The organism is Cupriavidus sp. 22TCCZM04-2 (assembly GCF_057798895.1).
In genome coordinates this window covers 1-15,774 of record NZ_JBYOJS010000034.1, presented here as the reverse complement: position 1 = coordinate 15,774, position 15,774 = coordinate 1, and the positions used below count along the sequence as shown (strand labels likewise).

The 15,774-nt window shown below is 65.6% G+C and carries 16 protein-coding genes and 1 pseudogene; 14 read left to right on the top strand and 3 right to left on the bottom strand.

Annotated elements, in window-relative coordinates:
* Nucleotides 1-32 precede the first annotated feature (32 nt).
* From AC3FKG_RS28990 to AC3FKG_RS28970, 5 genes are all read left to right on the top strand, one after another.
* Entirely contained in the window at nucleotides 33-941 is a 909-nt protein-coding gene (locus AC3FKG_RS28990) for a DMT family transporter (RefSeq protein ID WP_488744789.1), read from the top strand.
* Between the two features lie 19 nt (nucleotides 942-960).
* Nucleotides 961-2,271 (top strand): voltage-gated chloride channel family protein, encoded by a 1,311-nt coding sequence (locus tag AC3FKG_RS28985; RefSeq protein WP_488744788.1) that lies wholly within the window; start codon nucleotides 961-963, stop codon nucleotides 2,269-2,271.
* 94 nt (nucleotides 2,272-2,365) lie between these two features.
* Nucleotides 2,366-2,695: a DUF190 domain-containing protein gene (locus AC3FKG_RS28980; protein ID WP_488744787.1), complete on the top strand. Its 330-nt coding sequence runs from the start codon at nucleotides 2,366-2,368 to the stop codon at nucleotides 2,693-2,695.
* Between the two features lie 67 nt (nucleotides 2,696-2,762).
* Nucleotides 2,763-3,140 (top strand): DUF190 domain-containing protein, encoded by a 378-nt coding sequence (locus AC3FKG_RS28975; protein WP_483711321.1) that lies wholly within the window; start codon nucleotides 2,763-2,765, stop codon nucleotides 3,138-3,140.
* 63 nt (nucleotides 3,141-3,203) lie between these two features.
* Nucleotides 3,204-3,671 (top strand): CBS domain-containing protein, encoded by a 468-nt coding sequence (locus AC3FKG_RS28970; RefSeq protein WP_488744786.1) that lies wholly within the window; start codon nucleotides 3,204-3,206, stop codon nucleotides 3,669-3,671.
* Nucleotides 3,672-3,677: 6 nt separating this feature from the next.
* Here the strand turns inward: AC3FKG_RS28970 and AC3FKG_RS28965 are convergent, their stop codons facing one another.
* Entirely contained in the window at nucleotides 3,678-4,523 is an 846-nt protein-coding gene (locus tag AC3FKG_RS28965; RefSeq protein ID WP_483711319.1) for a class II glutamine amidotransferase, read from the bottom strand.
* A 130-nt stretch (nucleotides 4,524-4,653) separates the two neighbouring features.
* Nucleotides 4,654-5,703, bottom strand: coding sequence for a DNA-binding protein (locus AC3FKG_RS28960; RefSeq protein ID WP_488744785.1), 1,050 nt, complete (start codon nucleotides 5,701-5,703; stop codon nucleotides 4,654-4,656).
* Between the two features lie 140 nt (nucleotides 5,704-5,843).
* Here AC3FKG_RS28960 and AC3FKG_RS28955 point away from each other — a divergent pair, with 140 nt between their 5' ends.
* The 6 genes from AC3FKG_RS28955 to AC3FKG_RS28930 all read left to right on the top strand — a co-directional run bounded on the left by AC3FKG_RS28955 (nucleotide 5,844) and on the right by AC3FKG_RS28930 (nucleotide 11,567).
* On the top strand, nucleotides 5,844-7,064 hold the full coding sequence (locus tag AC3FKG_RS28955; RefSeq protein ID WP_488744784.1) for a tyrosine-type recombinase/integrase: 1,221 nt from the start codon (nucleotides 5,844-5,846) through the stop codon (nucleotides 7,062-7,064).
* 72 nt (nucleotides 7,065-7,136) lie between these two features.
* The gene (locus AC3FKG_RS28950; protein WP_483711485.1) at nucleotides 7,137-7,739 is read left to right on the top strand and encodes a ProQ/FinO family protein; all 603 of its coding nucleotides are present in this window, start codon (nucleotides 7,137-7,139) and stop codon (nucleotides 7,737-7,739) included.
* 645 nt (nucleotides 7,740-8,384) lie between these two features.
* A complete protein-coding gene (gene tauA, locus AC3FKG_RS28945; protein ID WP_483711316.1) occupies nucleotides 8,385-9,380 on the top strand; it encodes a taurine ABC transporter substrate-binding protein in 996 nt (331 codons plus the stop codon).
* 121 nt (nucleotides 9,381-9,501) lie between these two features.
* A complete protein-coding gene (locus tag AC3FKG_RS28940; RefSeq protein ID WP_483711315.1) occupies nucleotides 9,502-10,278 on the top strand; it encodes a taurine ABC transporter ATP-binding protein in 777 nt (258 codons plus the stop codon).
* 46 nt (nucleotides 10,279-10,324) lie between these two features.
* The gene (locus tag AC3FKG_RS28935; RefSeq protein WP_483711484.1) at nucleotides 10,325-11,185 is read left to right on the top strand and encodes an ABC transporter permease subunit; all 861 of its coding nucleotides are present in this window, start codon (nucleotides 10,325-10,327) and stop codon (nucleotides 11,183-11,185) included.
* A 247-nt stretch (nucleotides 11,186-11,432) separates the two neighbouring features.
* Nucleotides 11,433-11,567: a hypothetical protein gene (locus tag AC3FKG_RS28930; RefSeq protein ID WP_483711314.1), complete on the top strand. Its 135-nt coding sequence runs from the start codon at nucleotides 11,433-11,435 to the stop codon at nucleotides 11,565-11,567.
* A gap of 8 nt (nucleotides 11,568-11,575) precedes the next feature.
* On the opposite strand, the gene AC3FKG_RS28925 is transcribed toward AC3FKG_RS28930, so the two are convergent.
* Nucleotides 11,576-12,286 carry a TetR/AcrR family transcriptional regulator gene (locus AC3FKG_RS28925; RefSeq protein WP_488744783.1) on the bottom strand — a complete coding sequence of 237 codons (711 nt, stop codon included), beginning with the start codon at nucleotides 12,284-12,286 and terminating at the stop codon, nucleotides 11,576-11,578.
* A 270-nt stretch (nucleotides 12,287-12,556) separates the two neighbouring features.
* On the opposite strand from AC3FKG_RS28925, the gene AC3FKG_RS28920 reads away from it, so the two are divergent.
* The 3 genes and pseudogenes from AC3FKG_RS28920 to AC3FKG_RS28910 form a co-directional block, all read left to right on the top strand.
* Nucleotides 12,557-14,293, top strand: coding sequence for an AMP-binding protein (locus tag AC3FKG_RS28920; protein ID WP_488744782.1), 1,737 nt, complete (start codon nucleotides 12,557-12,559; stop codon nucleotides 14,291-14,293).
* Nucleotides 14,294-14,331: 38 nt separating this feature from the next.
* Nucleotides 14,332-15,513, top strand: coding sequence for an isovaleryl-CoA dehydrogenase (locus AC3FKG_RS28915; protein WP_488744781.1), 1,182 nt, complete (start codon nucleotides 14,332-14,334; stop codon nucleotides 15,511-15,513).
* Nucleotides 15,514-15,570: 57 nt separating this feature from the next.
* Nucleotides 15,571-15,774: pseudogene (locus AC3FKG_RS28910) on the top strand (methylcrotonoyl-CoA carboxylase); the annotation flags it as partial.

The following is a 15,774-nucleotide window of genomic DNA, read 5'->3' as shown; positions in this document are numbered from 1 at the left end:
ATGCTGCATTTTCGAACGCCTCCGCATCACCCATGCACGCAAGCGCCACCGGCACCAGACGCCTGGACTGGACCACACTGTTCCTGCTTACCTTTCCGCCGCTGAGCTGGGCCGGCAATGCCATTGTCGGCCGCCTGGCAGCCGGCACGGTGCCGCCGGTCACGCTGAATTTCGTGCGCTGGTTGCTGGCGGGCCTGCTGCTGGCCCCTTACGCCTGGCGCGGCGTCATCGCGCACCGCGAGACCCTGCGCCGCCATGCCGGCGTGATCGTCGCGCTGGGCATGCTGTCGATCGCCAGCTATAACGCGCTCCAGTACCTGGCGCTGACCACCTCGACGCCGATCAACGTGACGCTGATCGGCGCGTCCACGCCTCTGTTCCTGCTGATCATCGGGGCCACCTGCTTCAGGGAGAAGGTGAAGCCCTGGCATGTCGCCGGCGCGCTGCTGTGCCTGGTGGGTGTGTCGTTCGTGCTGGTGCGCGGCGAGATCGGCCGCCTGGCGCAGCTCGATTTCGTCGCCGGGGACCTGTTCATGCTGGCCGCCACCATCGCGTGGAGCGCCTACACGTGGCTGCTGCGCAAGCAGCGTCCCGACCTGCCGCTGCCCGTGCTGCTGTTCGCGCAGATCGTCACCGGCCTGGTGGTGAGCGCGCCCGTGACCGCGTGGGAACTGATGACGCTGGACCAGCCTTTGCAATGGAGCGGCAAGGTCGCAGCCATCCTGCTCTATGTGGCCACCATTCCTTCCCTGCTCGCCTACTTCGCCTGGGACCGCGCCATCGCCCGCGCCGGTGCCGAGCTGCCGGTCTTCTTCATCTCGCTGACGCCGGTGTTCGCGGCGCTGCTTTCCACGCTGTTGCTCGGCGACTGGCCGCGCTGGTATCACGCGGTCGGGCTCGTGACCATCGGGGCCGGCATCTGGCTGGCGCAGCGGCGCTGAACCTTCGAAGCGGGTCATCATGAAGAAGACGTTCGCTCCACCGGAGCAACTCGCCATGCTGGTCTATCTGGGCCGCTGGCTGTTTCTCGGCGCACTGGTCGGCATCCTGTCCGGCGCCGGCTCCGCCGTGCTGCTGCTCGCGCTCGACTGGGCGACGAATACGCGCCACGCAAACCCGTGGCTGCTCTGGCTGCTGCCGCTGGCCGGGCTGGCGGTCGGGTTGATCTACCACTACATGGGACAGTCCGTCGAAGGCGGGAACAACCTGCTGATCGATGAAATCCACGACCCGAAACGCATCGTCCCGAAACGGATGGCGCCGATGATCCTGCTCGGCACCGTCATCACGCACCTGTTCGGCGGTTCCGCCGGCCGTGAAGGCACGGCCGTGCAGATGGGCGGCAGCTTTGCCGACACCCTCACGCGGCTGTTCCGCCTCGGCAAGGATGCGCGCCGCATCCTGCTGATGTCCGGGATCAGCGCCGGCTTTGCCTCGGTGTTCGGCACACCGCTGGCGGGCGCGGTCTTCGGGCTGGAAGTGCTGGCCATTGGCCGCCTGCGCTATGACGCCATCCTGCCGTGCTTCATCGCGGCCATCGTCGGGGACCTCGTGCCGCCGTGGCTTGGCGTCCACCATACGATCTATGCCATTCCCCTGGTTCCGCAGATGGGGCTGCCGACGCTGGCGGCAGCCATCATGGCCGGCATTGCCTTCGGCATCACCGGCATGGTGTTCGCGCAAAGCACGCACCGGCTGTCCCGCGCGCTCAAGCGCGCCATCACGTTCGGGCCGCTGCGCCCGTTCCTCGGCGGCTGCGTGGTGGCAGGGGCCGCCTTGCTGCTTGGCACGGACAAGTATCTCGGCCTCGGCATCCCGACCATTGTCGACGCGTTCCGGCAGCCGCTGCCGGCCTACGACTTCGCGGGCAAGATCGCCTTCACGGTGGCAACCCTGGCCTCCGGCTTCAAGGGCGGCGAAGTCACCCCGCTGTTCTACATCGGCGCGACGCTGGGCAATGCGCTCGGCTATGTCCTGCCGCTGCCCTTCCCGCTGCTGGCGGGACTCGGCTTTGTCGCGGTATTCGCCGGTGCCGCCAATACGCCGATTGCCTCGACCATCATGGCGATAGAACTGTTCGGGCCGGAGGTCGGCACGTTTGCCGGCATTGCCTGCGTCGTGAGTTACCTGTTCTCCGGGCATACCGGCATCTACCACGCCCAGCGCGTCGGGCACGCGAAACGCCTGCGCGTGCCGGAAGGCTTGCGTCTCTCCGAAGTGGACGCCTACCGCAAGCAACAGAAAAAGGCTTCCACCGAGGATCAGGATTGACCGGATGATGGGGCTGGCCGCGGGCGAGCGTTATCGCTCCCCACGCGTTCCTCCAGAAGGGAGCATGCTGTGGCATGGCGCTGAAGGAGGAACCATGGAGCGCGGCTATCAGGTCACTTTCTATACCCAGCATGACCGCAGGCACGGCGACAAGCGGCTTGCGGAATGGCTGATGGACACGCTCCGGGAAATGGGTATCGCCGGAGCCACCATGATGGTCTGTTCGGAAGGCCTCGGGCATGACCACGAACTCCATCGCTACCACTTCCGGTCCCCGCATGACCAGCCGGTCGAAGTCTGCGTGGTGGTCAGCGAAGCGGATTGCGAGCGCGTGTTTCGCCGTCTCGATGACGAAGATGGCCTGGCGCTGTTCTACGCGCGCACGCCGGTCGAATTTGGCAATGCCCGGGGAAGCCAGGCGTGAATCGCCGATCCGTGAGCGGCCGCATCGCTGCGGCGGCGAGTAGACTGAATGCAGGATCCTTTTCCGCATGGCAATGCGATGGGAGAACATCGTGCATGGCTATCAGGTCACTCTCTATACGGTCGAGAACCGCCGGCACCATGGCAAGCAGCTCTCCCGCTGGCTGCTCGAAATCATGCGCGAGATGAACTTCCGGGGCGCCACCCACCTGATCGCCGCGGAAGGCATCGGGCACCATCACCGCTTCCATAGCTGGCACTTCGTCGAGCTGGCCGACCGCCCCGAAGAAATCACGATGATTGCGACCGAGTCGGAGATGCAAGCGCTGTTCGACCGCCTGGCCACCGAAGACGTGCATGTCTTCTACGCGAAGTTTCCGGTGGAGTTCGGCTTCCTCGGCAAGGCGGCGCCAGCCGCCGGCGGATCGCCCGGAAGCCATTCCTGACAAGCCATTGCCTGCGGATGAGGCCGGATGGCCTGGCCCTTCCCAGCCCCTGCGGAGACAACCATGAAGAAAGAGAGAAAGACGGCCCGCCAGATCCTGTCGCACAAGCCCCGTGAAGTCATTGCGGTCGGCCCCGATGATTCCGTGCTGGCCGCGCTGGCGCTGATGGCCGATAAAGACATCAGCACCGTGCTGGTCATGCAGGGTGGCAAGCTGGCCGGCATCGTTTCGCAGCGTGACTATTCGCACAAGGTCGAACTAGCGGGCCGCCGTGCCGATGAGACCAGGGTTCGCGAGATCATGACGACGCAGGTGGTCTGCGTCTCGCCGGCGCATACCTGCGAGCAGTGCCTCGCGCTAATGCATGCGAAGCGCATCCGGCATCTCCCTGTCATGGAGTCCGATCGCGTCGTTGGCGTAGTGTCGAGCCACGACGTGCTGGAAGAACTGTTCCGGGAAGACGAACATTTGCTCAAGGATATCGAGCACGACATGCTCAACCTGACCATCGACACCGGCGGGTGCTACTAGCCAACGCTACGTGGACAGATCAGGCATGCGCGGTGAAAAACGGCCGTAGTCGATCACGCCATCGCGCCCGGTCAGAATCGTGGCTTCAGGAATTTCCTGCCACACGCCCTGCACATCGATCAGCGGCTCGGACAGCACCAGGAAGGCATCGTCGCCGGCCGCGATGATGCGCGGATCATCGGGATACAGCGCGCGCAACTGGCGGAACGAGGTGCTGTGGAACAGCGAGCGCGACGCCGACTCGCTGGAGTACCGCACCGCAACCACTTGCTGGCCGTCGGTCACGCACACCGTCATATTGAGCGGATGCTCGACGCCATAGCGATGGCCGACCTCTTCGATCAGCCCGGCCATCTGCTCCAGCGCGGCGCGGGGGTCGCGCTCCAGCCCGAAGGTCAGCGCGAGATAGAACATGATCTCGGAGTCCGTGGAGCCTTCGATCCAGCGGAACAGCTGCGGCGACACGGCCATCATCAGGTCGCGCCGAATCAACGGAAACTCGCGGATCAGCCCGTTATGGACGAACAGCCAGCGGCCGAACCGAAACGGATGGCAGTTGGTTTCCTGCGTCGGTGTGCCGGTCGCAGCACGCACATGGGCGACGAACAGCGGCGCGCGCACGGCCCGCGCGGTCTCGCGCAGGTTGGTATCGCTCCAGGCCGGATGCAGGCAACGGTAGCGGAACGGCACCTCGGACTGACGTCCGTACCAGCCCACGCCGAACCCGTCGCCATTGGTCGTGGTGTGACCGAGCCGGGAATTCAGGCTCTGGTCGATCAGCGAGTGTTCCGGCTGGAAAAGCACCGCTTCAAGCGGAACGGATCGGCCTGAGTAAGCCAGCCAGCGGCACATGGTGCTCCTCCTCTGGATAACGGGTCCGGTGCCTCCCGGCCCACTCTCCAGTTTTAGGACGGCAATGCCCGAACGGCAAAGTACGGAGGAACGCGCCATGCCCGCGCCGATCTTCCGGGGGGCCGTCCGTTCAGCTTTCGGACGCAGGGCTTGCCTTGCGGCGCCCGCCGCTACGCTCGCGCGGCGCCACGCGCAAGGTGGCCAGCAACTGGCGCGCGAGCGCCGCTTCCGCTTCGCCGCGCTCGGCCCGGCGCTGCGCCGCCCCGAGTTCCGCCTGGACGGCCTCCAGGTCGCCCGCGGCCTTGCGCTGCGCCTGCTCGGCCAACCCGAGCCGATCGGCCAGCGCCGCCGCCTGCGCTTCCAGCTTGGCGCGGCCCTCCGCCTGCGCCACGGCGGCATCGCGCGCCTCGCTGCGTGCCGCCGCCAGCTCCGTACGCAGGTCGTCGGCCGTGCGCTCGCCCTTCTGGCGCGCTGTACGTTCCTGGTCCAGTTCGCGCAATGCGCGCCGTTCGCTGGCTTCCGCCCGTTCCTGGGCGATCTGCACCTGCTCGCGCGCACGCTCCAGTTCCGCCGAAAACTGCTTGCGCAGATCCGCCAGTTGCCGGCCGGCCGCCTCCAGTTCGGCACGGCCGGCATCCAGTCGCCCCTGCGTCGCGGCATGCGCCTGGCGCTCCGCGGCCAGTTCGGCCTGCACGGCGTCATGGGCCTGCCGTGCTTCGCCCAACTGCGCCGAGATCGCCATCGCGTCTTCGCGCGCGGCGGCGGTCTCGGCACGTGCGGCGTCGCGCTCCGCCTCGGCGGCAGCCGCTGCGTCGCGCGCTTCGGCCCGCAGCGCGGAGAGCGCATTGCTGGCGGCGTCGTTGGCGGCTTGCCAGATGGTCTTGACTGCCTCCGCGGCGACTTCCTTGAGCGCATCGGGCAGGTCGGGGTGATCGATCGTGACGCGCGTGCGCCCGCGCAACTCCTGCCAGAACTGCTGAAGCACCTCCGCCGGCGTGCCCATGCTGCCCTTGCGCACCAGGCTATAGAGCTTGTTGGCCGTTGGCGTCACGCCGTAACGGAAGAACAGGAGTCCGCAGACCTCGCGGTACAAGGCGCGCGTTTCAGGAAAGCGCACACGCAATTCGGCGAGATCCGCCTGCAATGTGGCGTCGCTCAGGTTCAGGTCGGAAGTTGGCATGGGCGGGGAAGATGAAATCTATTTCGCGATATATTACTACGTATTACGTAATAAATTGAGCTACTATATGATTTATTTAGACATAAGTTTTCTTATGTCTATAATTACGTCCAAATCACATTTCCGACTTGCCTCTCGCCATGAATTCCGCCCTGGATACCCGCGATCCGGTCACTCACACCCTTCCCGCCGTGCTGCCCGTGCCGATCGAACGCCTGCGGCTGTCCGCCGAGCTTTCCGGCACGCAGGGTACGAACCGTGCCCCGGCGCGCGGCGCGCAGATTGCCGCGTCCGATGACCTTGCCGCCATCGCCGCCTGGCTCGCACGCTACGCCAATAGTCCGGCCACGCTGCAGGCCTACCGGCGCGAGATCGAGCGACTCGTGCTCTGGGCGACGCTGCAGCGCGGCAAACCGCTTTCCTCGCTGACGCATGAGGATCTGCTGGCGTACGAGTACTTCCTGTCCGATCCCCAACCCGCGGCGCGCTGGGTACTGGCCGGCCAGAAGAAGCTGGCGCGCAGCCATCCGCACTGGCGCCCCTTCGCCGGGCCGCTGTCGCCATCCAGCATGCGGCAAGCCATGGTGATCCTGAACGCCTGTTTCGCGTGGCTCACCGAAGCCGGTTACCTGGGCGGCAATCCTTTATCGCTGTCCCGCCGCCGGCGCGGTCCGAACCAGGCGCGGATCACCCGCTACCTCAGCCATGCGTCGTGGGATGCCGTCAAGGATGCGATCGAAGCCATGCCCACGGACACCGACCGCGAGCACCTGCACTCGGCGCGCTGCCGCTGGCTGTGCACGGTGCTCTATCTGGGCGGCTTGCGCGCCGCGGAAGTCGCGAGTACCACCATGGGCGCCTTTTTCTGCCGGCGTGACGCCCAGGGCATCGAGCGTTGGTGGCTGGAAGTCACCGGCAAGGGCAACAAGCCCCGGCTGGTTCCCGCGACCGACGAGCTGATCGCCGAACTGGCCCGCTATCGCCGCGCGCATGGCCTGCCGCCCACCCCGCAGATGGGCGAAGCGCGCCCGCTGGTGTTGCCGGTCATTGGCCGGGAAAAAGCGCTGTCTCGCGGCGCCCTGCACCTGGTCATCAAGGAAGTGTTCGGCATGGCGGCCGAGCGGCTGCGGGCGCGGGGGCCGGAATGGGCGGCGCAGGCCGACGTGCTCGCCAGCGCGTCGGCGCACTGGCTGCGGCATACGGCCGGCTCGCACATGAGCGACCGGCAAGTCGACCTGCGCCATGTGCGCGACAATTTCGGCCACGCCTCCATTGCCACCACCAGCATCTACCTGCACACCGAGGACGATGCCCGGCACCAGGCGACACAGGAACGGCACAGGATCGGGTGGACGAAGTGAATGCCCCGGCCTCGCTGCCGCCGCCCACCGGGACTGTTAGAATCCCCCAAAATTCTCAATTGGCAGGACAAGATGGGTTTCGAACAACTGGCAGCACTGAAGGCACAACTGGCAAAGCAGGCGAAGGAAGCCCGCCCGGCGAAGCAAGCGAAGGAAGCACGCCCGGCGAAGCAAGCACGTCCGGCAAACGACGCGCGTCCGGCGAAGCCTCCCCGTCCCCGCGCCGATGCAGCAGCAGCCAAGCCTGCCAATGCGGGCAAGCCCGTCGACCCGGTGATCCAGGCAATTGGCAAGCTGCAGAAGAGATTCCCGCTAGCCTTTCCCAAGAACCCTGCGCCGAAGGTGCCGCTCAAGGTCGGTATTTTCGAGGACCTGCTGCAGCACGCTGCGACGCTGTCGATGGACGAAGCGATGCTGCGTGAAGCCGTGCGGACCTGGTGCCGCGGCACGCGGTACTGGACTTGCATGGTCGAAGGCGCCATGCGCGTGGACCTGGCGGGCGAATCGGCCGGACAGGTGACGCTGGCGGACGCCAAGCGGGCCCAGCAGCAGCGCTCCCAGCAACATCGTGCTGCGCGGACACAGAAGGCCAAGCCGCAGCCTGCTGCGGAAGTTGTGAAGAGTGAAGCCGGTGAGCCGGAAGCTGTAAAGGATGAGGCGATCAAGCCGGAGTGATTTTGCACTCATGGGCCGCCTGGTCCATCGATCCTGCAAAGGCTGCTTTTCGCCGGCGTAGCCGGCGAGTCACTTTTTGTCCGGGCGACAAAAACGCGTCGCTTACCCTAACCGGCGAATATTGATGGTAGCGTGCGAAGAATTTCGTGCCGGTATTCGCTTCAGAGTCTGCACTGCTGCCTGCCGCGTGGTGCGCGTCCGCATTCAGGCGCTCCCGCAATGATTGAACCAGCCCCGAAACTGTCCGTGGCCCGACACTGCCCGGCGATATTGCATCGTCCCCTACGGCTGCGCTACGCGCGGCTCAGCCAAAGAACCTCCCCGCGGCAAACTCCCATTTGCCCCAAAAAGCTGGACCCATCAAATCTTCCCCACTGGCTCTAACCCGGTATAGCGCGCTTCCCTACCATGGCGCTCACATGCCGCACCAAGCGACATGGACCGGCGCTCCCCGCCACCATCCGGGAAGCCCATCAAACAGAGAGGGTGCACAGACACCCCAGCCACCGGAGACTGGCATGCCTCAAGCAAAACTTCTTCTCCTCCTCGTTTAGGCACCACCCGCGGGCACCGCGCCGGTGCCGACCTACCGTGCCGCCTCCGCGGTCGGCATGCAAGCCGTCTCACTCATCGAGGAGTCTCATCATGCATTGGTTCAAGCAACTGGCAGCAGGCGTCGCGCTCGCGGCCGTCCTGGCCCCGTCCGCCTACGCGCAGAAGGAAGTCGTCATCGCCTATCAGGACATGGTCGTGCCCTGGCGCTATGCGCAGGACATGAAGGAGGTGGAGAAGCAAACCGGCTACAAGGTCTCGTTCCGCCAGTTCACCGGCGGCGGCGACGTGATCCGCGCCATGGCCTCGGGCCAGATCGCCATCGGCGAGGCCGGCTCTTCGCCGATCGCCTCGGCCCTGTCCCAGGGGCTCGATGTCGAACTGTTCTGGATCCTGGACGATATCAACGCCGCCGAAGCCTTCGTGGCCCGCGATGGTTCGAAAGTCACCAGCGTCGCCGACCTCAAGGGCAAGCGCGTGGGCGTGCCGTTCGTTTCGACGACGCACTACCACACGCTGGTCGCATTGGAGCAGGCCAAGATCAATCCGAAGGACGTCAAGATCATGAACATGCGTCCGCCGGAAGTCGCCGCCGCCTGGGAGCGCGGCGATATCGACGCCACCTTCATCTGGGACCCTGTGCTGGCCAAGGTCAAGCGCTCCGGCAAGGTGCTGACGACGTCGGGCCAGATCGCCGCGCAGACCGGCAAGGCCACCTTCGACGGCATGATCGCCAACAAGAAGTTCGCGCGCGAGAACCCCGACTTCATGGTCAAGTTCGTGCGCGTGCTGGCCGCCGCCGACGACAACTACCGCAATAACAAGGCCTCCTGGACGGCCGATTCGCCGAACGTCAAGGCGATCGCCCGACTGACCGGCGCCAAGGCCGAGGAAGTGCCGGCCAGCATGGCGCTGTACAGCTTCCCCACGCTGCAGGAACAAGCCTCGCCGCGCTGGCTCGGCGGCGGCGCGGCCAGCGCCTTGCGCTCGGCAGCCATCTTCCTGAAAGAACAGGGCACGATCCAGACCGTGTTGCCCGACTACAGCAGCGGCGTCAACGCCGAGTGGGTCCGGCGCGCCGCGCAATAACCCCAGCCATTTGAAGCGTCACGTAGCGGTGCCACCCCGGCCCCGCTGCCGAATCTGCCATCGCCCGCCCGTGCGGCCGGCGATGCGGCAAGCCACATCCCAAATTATCAGGAGGACTGTCATGTCCCGGCTGGAAATCGACAAGGTCAGCGTCAACTACGGCGGCCGCGGCGGCGCGCAGACGCTCGCGCTGTCGCAAGTGAACCTGACCATGGAACGCGGCGACTTCGTCGTCGCACTCGGCGCCTCGGGCTGCGGCAAGACCACGCTGCTGTCCTGCATTGCGGGCTTCATGCAGCCGTCGGAAGGCGAGATTCGCCTCGATGGCAAGCCCGTGCTGGGCCCCGGCGCCGAACGCGGCGTGGTGTTCCAGAAGCATGCGCTGATGCCGTGGCTCAACGTGGTCGACAACGTCGCGCTCGGCCTGCGGCTGCGCGGCGTAAGCCGCGCCGAACGTTTGCGCATCGCGCAGGAAAAACTGGCCCAGGTCGGGCTGGAGAAGGTGGCCACCAAGCCGGTCTACCAGCTTTCGGGCGGCATGCAGCAGCGCGTTGGCATTGCGCGCGCACTGGCCAATGATCCGGAAGTCATGCTCATGGACGAACCGCTCGGCGCGCTCGACGCACTCACGCGCGAATCGATCCAGGCACTGATCCTGCGGCTGTGGGCACGCGAGCAGAAGATCGTCTTCTTCATCACGCACAGCGTGGAAGAGGCGCTGTTCCTGGCCACGCGGCTGATCGTGATGACGCCCTCGCCCGGCCGCATCGCCCACAGCTACGACCTGCCCTTCGCCCGGCGCTACATCGAATGCGGCGATTCAAGGGCGGTCAAGTCCGATCCGGAATTCATCCGCTACCGCGAAGAAATCGTCGACCTGATCCATGCCACGCCCTGAGGATAAAGCCATGACCGTACCCGTCCAGCAGGTCGACGCCGCCACGATGGCGGCGACCGTCAACAACACCGCCGGCACTGGGCAGCCCGCTGCCGCGCGCCGCCCCATGCGCACCGTGTCGGGCTATCGCATGCCCGGCGAAGGCTCCAGTTCGCGCATTGCCACCGTCACCGTGGTGTCCTTGCTGGCCCTGTGGTGGATCGCCAGCCACCTCCAGTGGGTGCCACCGCTGTTCCTGCCCACGCCCGAGGCGATCGTCCGGGCCTTTATCGATGCCTGGAACGGCAACGTGCAGGGTGGCCTGCCGTTGCTGGAACACTTCCACGCGAGCCTGGTGCGCGTGTTCGGCGCCTTCGCGCTGGCCGTGCTCACCGCCGTGCCGGTCGGCGTGCTGATGGGCGTATCGCGCGTCGCACGCGGCGTCTTCGATCCGCCCATCGAGTTCTACCGCCCGCTGCCGCCGCTGGCCTACCTGCCGCTGATCGTGATCTGGTTCGGCATCGACGAGACCTCGAAGATCCTGCTGATCTACCTGGCCTGCTTTGCGCCGCTGGCCATGTCCGCCCGCGCCGGCGTGCGTTCGGTCACCATCGAACAGATCAACGCAGCCTACTGCATGGGCGCCACGCCATGGCAGGTGATCCGCCACGTGGTGCTGCCCGCCGCACTGCCGGACATCCTGACCGGCATGCGCATCGCCATCGGCTTCGGCTGGACCACCCTGGTCGCCGCCGAGATGGTGGCGGCTACCGCGGGCCTCGGACAGATGGTGCTCAATGCCTCGAACTTCCTGCGCACCGATGTGGTCATCATGGGCATCCTGCTGATCGGCCTGATCGCCTTCCTGTTCGACCTGCTGATGCGCAAGTCGGAGACGTGGCTCGTGCCCTGGAAAGGCCGCATGTAATACGGCGCGACAGCCGGCGCCGATCGATGGCGCCCGCCCGGCTGCGAGAGCGGCAAGGCGGGCGCCATTTTTCATTCCCGGCAATTCGAAGTGTGGTCAGGCCCAACGCAACGCAGGGGCCTGTTGGCGACCCGCCAACATTTCGCCGCGCTCCAGCGGCGAACTGATCACCCGGAAGTACGATCTGGCGTGTGGCACGGCATGTGCGTAAGCAAGGCAGCCGTCGAAGCCTCCCGGGGAAACAGCCATGAACGCCAGAGTCGCCTACCTGATCACCGTACTCGCCGCAGCCCTTGCCGCTGTCTTTCTCGTCGGCGAGCCTGAGGCCCTCCGGGACGACAACGCCACGGGCATTCCCGAACTGCTGCTGCCCGCGCAGTAGCGGCCGGCTCAGTCCTGCCGCGCCTCGCCTTGCTTCACGCGCGCCAGCGCTGCGCCCACTTCCCCATAGAACTGCTTGAGCGCAACGGCGTCGAGGTCAGGCGGCTGGAGCGCCGGCCACAGCAGCGCGATGAGGTCGCTGGCGGCGCGGTCGATATCGACCGGTCGCCCGCTCACTACCGCATCCCAGAGGATGTGTTCCATCGGCCCGAGAATCGCGGAGCGCAACAAGCGCAACGACAGGTCGGTCCGGATTTCCTTGCGCGCCTGCGCGCGCGCCAGCAAGTCCATCAGCGGGGCCGTGTAGCGGCGCTGCAGCGGCACGAACACCTCATCGAGCCCCTGGCCCTTGGCCCGGCCTTCCGACAGCACCAGGGCGCACAGCCCCGTGCCCTGGATCAGGAACAGCCGCAGGTGCGTGCGGACGAAGAACTCCAGCTGTACCCTGGTGCTCTGCTCGCGCGGCAGGCCGTTCTCCATCGCTGCAATGATCTCGTCGTACCAGTCCTGGATCACCCGCACGCAGAGATCGCGCTTGCTGTGGAAGTAGGTGAAAACCGTGCCTTCCGAGATGCCAAGCCGCTGCGCGATTTCCGTGGTGGTCGCGCGTTCATAGCCAAGCTCCGAGAACACTTCGCGGCCGACCCGGAGGATGTCGCGCATGCGCTGCTCCGCCTTGGCGCGTGCCGGCACCCGGCGCTGTCCCGCAATCTGCTGCATCGACGTGTCCTTGCGTGGTGTGATCTGTGAGGGCCGCATTATAAGTGGCGCCTCCCGCCCTTGGTCGCCCGTCTTGGCAACCTCGAACTCACTTTATACGATAGTTGACCAACACTCAATTTTTGTTGATTTTTTCTGAGTACGGGTATAACTTTAGCGAACAACGAGAACAAAGCAGCGCCAAACCGCCCTGAAACTTCCCCCTCACGTTTTGAGCGAAGCTCAAGATAGGGAAGAAAAGACACTGAACGCCGCATTCTGGAGACGAGCATGACGATTCAGCCTGGGACACCCCGGCCCGTGCCCGATACGACCTTGCCCGCCAACGGGCTGTCCTATGTAAAGGGCGACAGCACCCCCCCGCTTAGCGAACAGACCATCCCGGCCCTGCTGGCCGATACGGTCGCACGCTGGGGACAGCGTCCCGCCGTGGTCTTTCGCGAGCAAGGCATCCGCTGGAACTGGCAGGAATTCGCCGCCGCGGTCGATGCCCTGGCGGCTGGCCTTCATGCGCTGGGCCTGCGCCGCGGCGACCGCGTCGGCATCTGGTCGCCGAACCGCGCCGAATGGCTGCTGACCCAGTTCGCCACGGCACGCGTCGGCATCGTCATGGTCAACATCAATCCGGCCTATCGGCTGTCCGAGCTGGAGTACGCGCTGAACAAGGTCGGCTGCAAGGCGGTCATCGCGCCGGAGTCGTTCAAGACCTCGCGCTACCTCGACATGCTGCAGACCCTGGCACCCGAGTTGCAGCAATGCGAACCGGGCGCCCTGCAGGCAGCGCGCCTGCCGGCGCTTCGCTGGGTCATCCGCATGGAAGACACGCCCACGCCGGGCATGCTGACGTGGAAAGAGCTGCTGGCCCGCGGCGCCGGCGTACCGGCTTCCGAGCTGGATGCGATCACGGCGCAACTCGACCGCCAGGACCCGATCAACGTCCAGTTCACCAGCGGCACCACGGGCGCGCCCAAGGGCGCCACGCTGACGCACCGGAACATCCTGAACAACGCGCGCTACATCGCGGCGGCGATGCGCTTCACCGAGCAGGACAAGCTGTGCATTCCGGTGCCGCTGTACCACTGCTTCGGCATGGTGCTGGCCGTGCTCGCCTGCGTTTCGACAGGCGCCTGCATGGTATTCCCGGGCGAAGCCTTTGAACCGGTGGCCACCATGTCGGCCGTCAGCGAGGAGCGCTGCACCGCGCTGCATGGCGTGCCCACCATGTTCATCGCGCAGCTCGACCACCCCGAGTTCGGCCGCTTCGACTTCTCGACGCTGCGCACCGGCATCATGGCCGGCTCGCCGTGCCCGATCGAAGTCATGAAGCGCGTCGTCGCCGACATGCACCTAGCGGAAGTCACGATTGCCTACGGCATGACGGAGACCAGCCCGGTATCGTTCCAGAGCTCGACCGACGACCCGCTGGCCAAGCGCGTGTCCACGGTCGGCCGCGTGCAGCCGCACCTGGAATGCAAGGTCGTCGATGCCCTGGGCCAGACCGTGCCGGTCGGCGAGACCGGCGAGCTGTGCACGCGCGGCTACTCGGTCATGCTCGGCTACTGGGACGACGAGGCCCGCACCAGCGAAGCCATCCAGGACGGCTGGATGCACACCGGCGACCTGGCGACGATCGACGCCGAGGGCTATTGCAATATCGTCGGCCGCGTCAAGGACATGCTGATCCGCGGTGGCGAGAACGTCTATCCGCGCGAGATCGAGGAATTCCTGTTCCGCCATCCGAAGGTGCAGGCCGTGCAGGTATTCGGCGTGCCGGACCAGAAATACGGCGAGGAAATCTGCGCGTGGATCGTGCTCAAGCCGGGCCAGAGCGCGACGGAAGATGAAATCCGCTCGTTCTGCCGCGACCAGATCGCCCATTACAAGATCCCGCGCTACATCCGCTTCGTCAGCGAAATGCCGATGACCATCACGGGCAAGGTGCAGAAGTTTGTCATGCGCGAACACATGACGAAAGAACTCCACCTCACCGAAAGCAAGACCGCCTGACCCGCGGCGCTCCTACACCTTTACGGAAGAACACAATCATGACTGAACTCCCTGGCCTGAAATTCGACCTGGGCGAAGACATCGAGATGCTGCGCCGCGCCGTGCGCGACTGGGCCCAGGCTGAACTGGCCCCGCGCGCCGGTGAAATCGACCGCACCGACCAGTTCCCCATGGACGCCTGGAAGAAGATGGGTGACCTTGGCGTGCTCGGCATCACCGTGGCGGAAGAGTATGGCGGCGCCAACATGGGCTACCTCGCACACATGGTGGCGATGGAGGAAATCAGCCGGGCTTCGGCTTCTGTCGGCCTGTCTTACGGCGCGCACTCGAACCTGTGCGTGAACCAGATCCACCGCAATGGCAGCGCCGCGCAGAAGGCAAAGTACCTGCCGAAGCTGGTATCGGGCGAATGGATCGGCGCGCTGGCCATGAGCGAGCCCAATGCCGGCTCGGACGTGGTGAGCATGAAGCTGCGCGCTGATTTCAAGGGCGATCGCTACGTGCTCAACGGCACCAAGATGTGGATTACCAACGGCCCGGATTGCGATGTGCTGGTGGTCTATGCGAAGACCGAACCAGAACTCGGCGCGCGCGGCATGACGGCCTTCATCGTCGAGAAAGGCATGAAGGGTTTCTCGGTGGCGCAGAAGCTGGACAAGCTCGGCATGCGCGGCTCGCATACCGGCGAACTGGTATTCGAGGACGTCGAAGTGCCGGTCGAAAACATCCTGGGCGCGAAGAACGGTGGCGCCAAGGTGCTGATGAGCGGCCTGGACTACGAACGCGCCGTGCTGTCGGGCGGCCCGATTGGCATCATGCAGGCCTGCATGGACGTGGTCACGCCTTACATCCACGACCGCAAGCAGTTCGGCCAGAGCATCGGCGAATTCCAGCTGATCCAGGGCAAGGTGGCCGATATGTACACCACGCTGCAGGCCGCGCGCAGCTACCTGTACACGGTCGGCAAGAACCTCGACTCGATTGGTGCGGAACACGTGCGCCAGGTGCGCAAGGATTGCGCGGCGGTAATCCTCTACACGGCGGAAAAGGCCACGTGGATGGCCGGCGAGACCGTGCAGATCCTGGGTGGCAACGGCTACATCAACGAATACCCGGCCGGTCGCCTGTGGCGCGATGCCAAGCTGTATGAGATCGGTGCGGGGACTTCGGAAATCCGCCGCATGCTGATTGGCCGCGAGCTGTTTGCCGAAACGGCCTGATCCGCACCCGACGCCCCACTGCCCGCCCTGACCAGAACAAGACCCGCCCAAGATCGTATGCCGACCTTAGAAACCAAACTCAACGCACGCTCCGAAGCGTTCAAGGCCAACGCCGAAGCCATGCAGGCGCTGGCGGCCGACCTCAAGGCCAAGGTGGCGAAGCTCGCCGAAGGCGGCGGCGATGCCGCGCGCGACAAGCACCTGTCGCGCGGCAAGCTGCTGCCGCGCGACCGCGTGCAGCAACTGCTGGACCCGGGCACG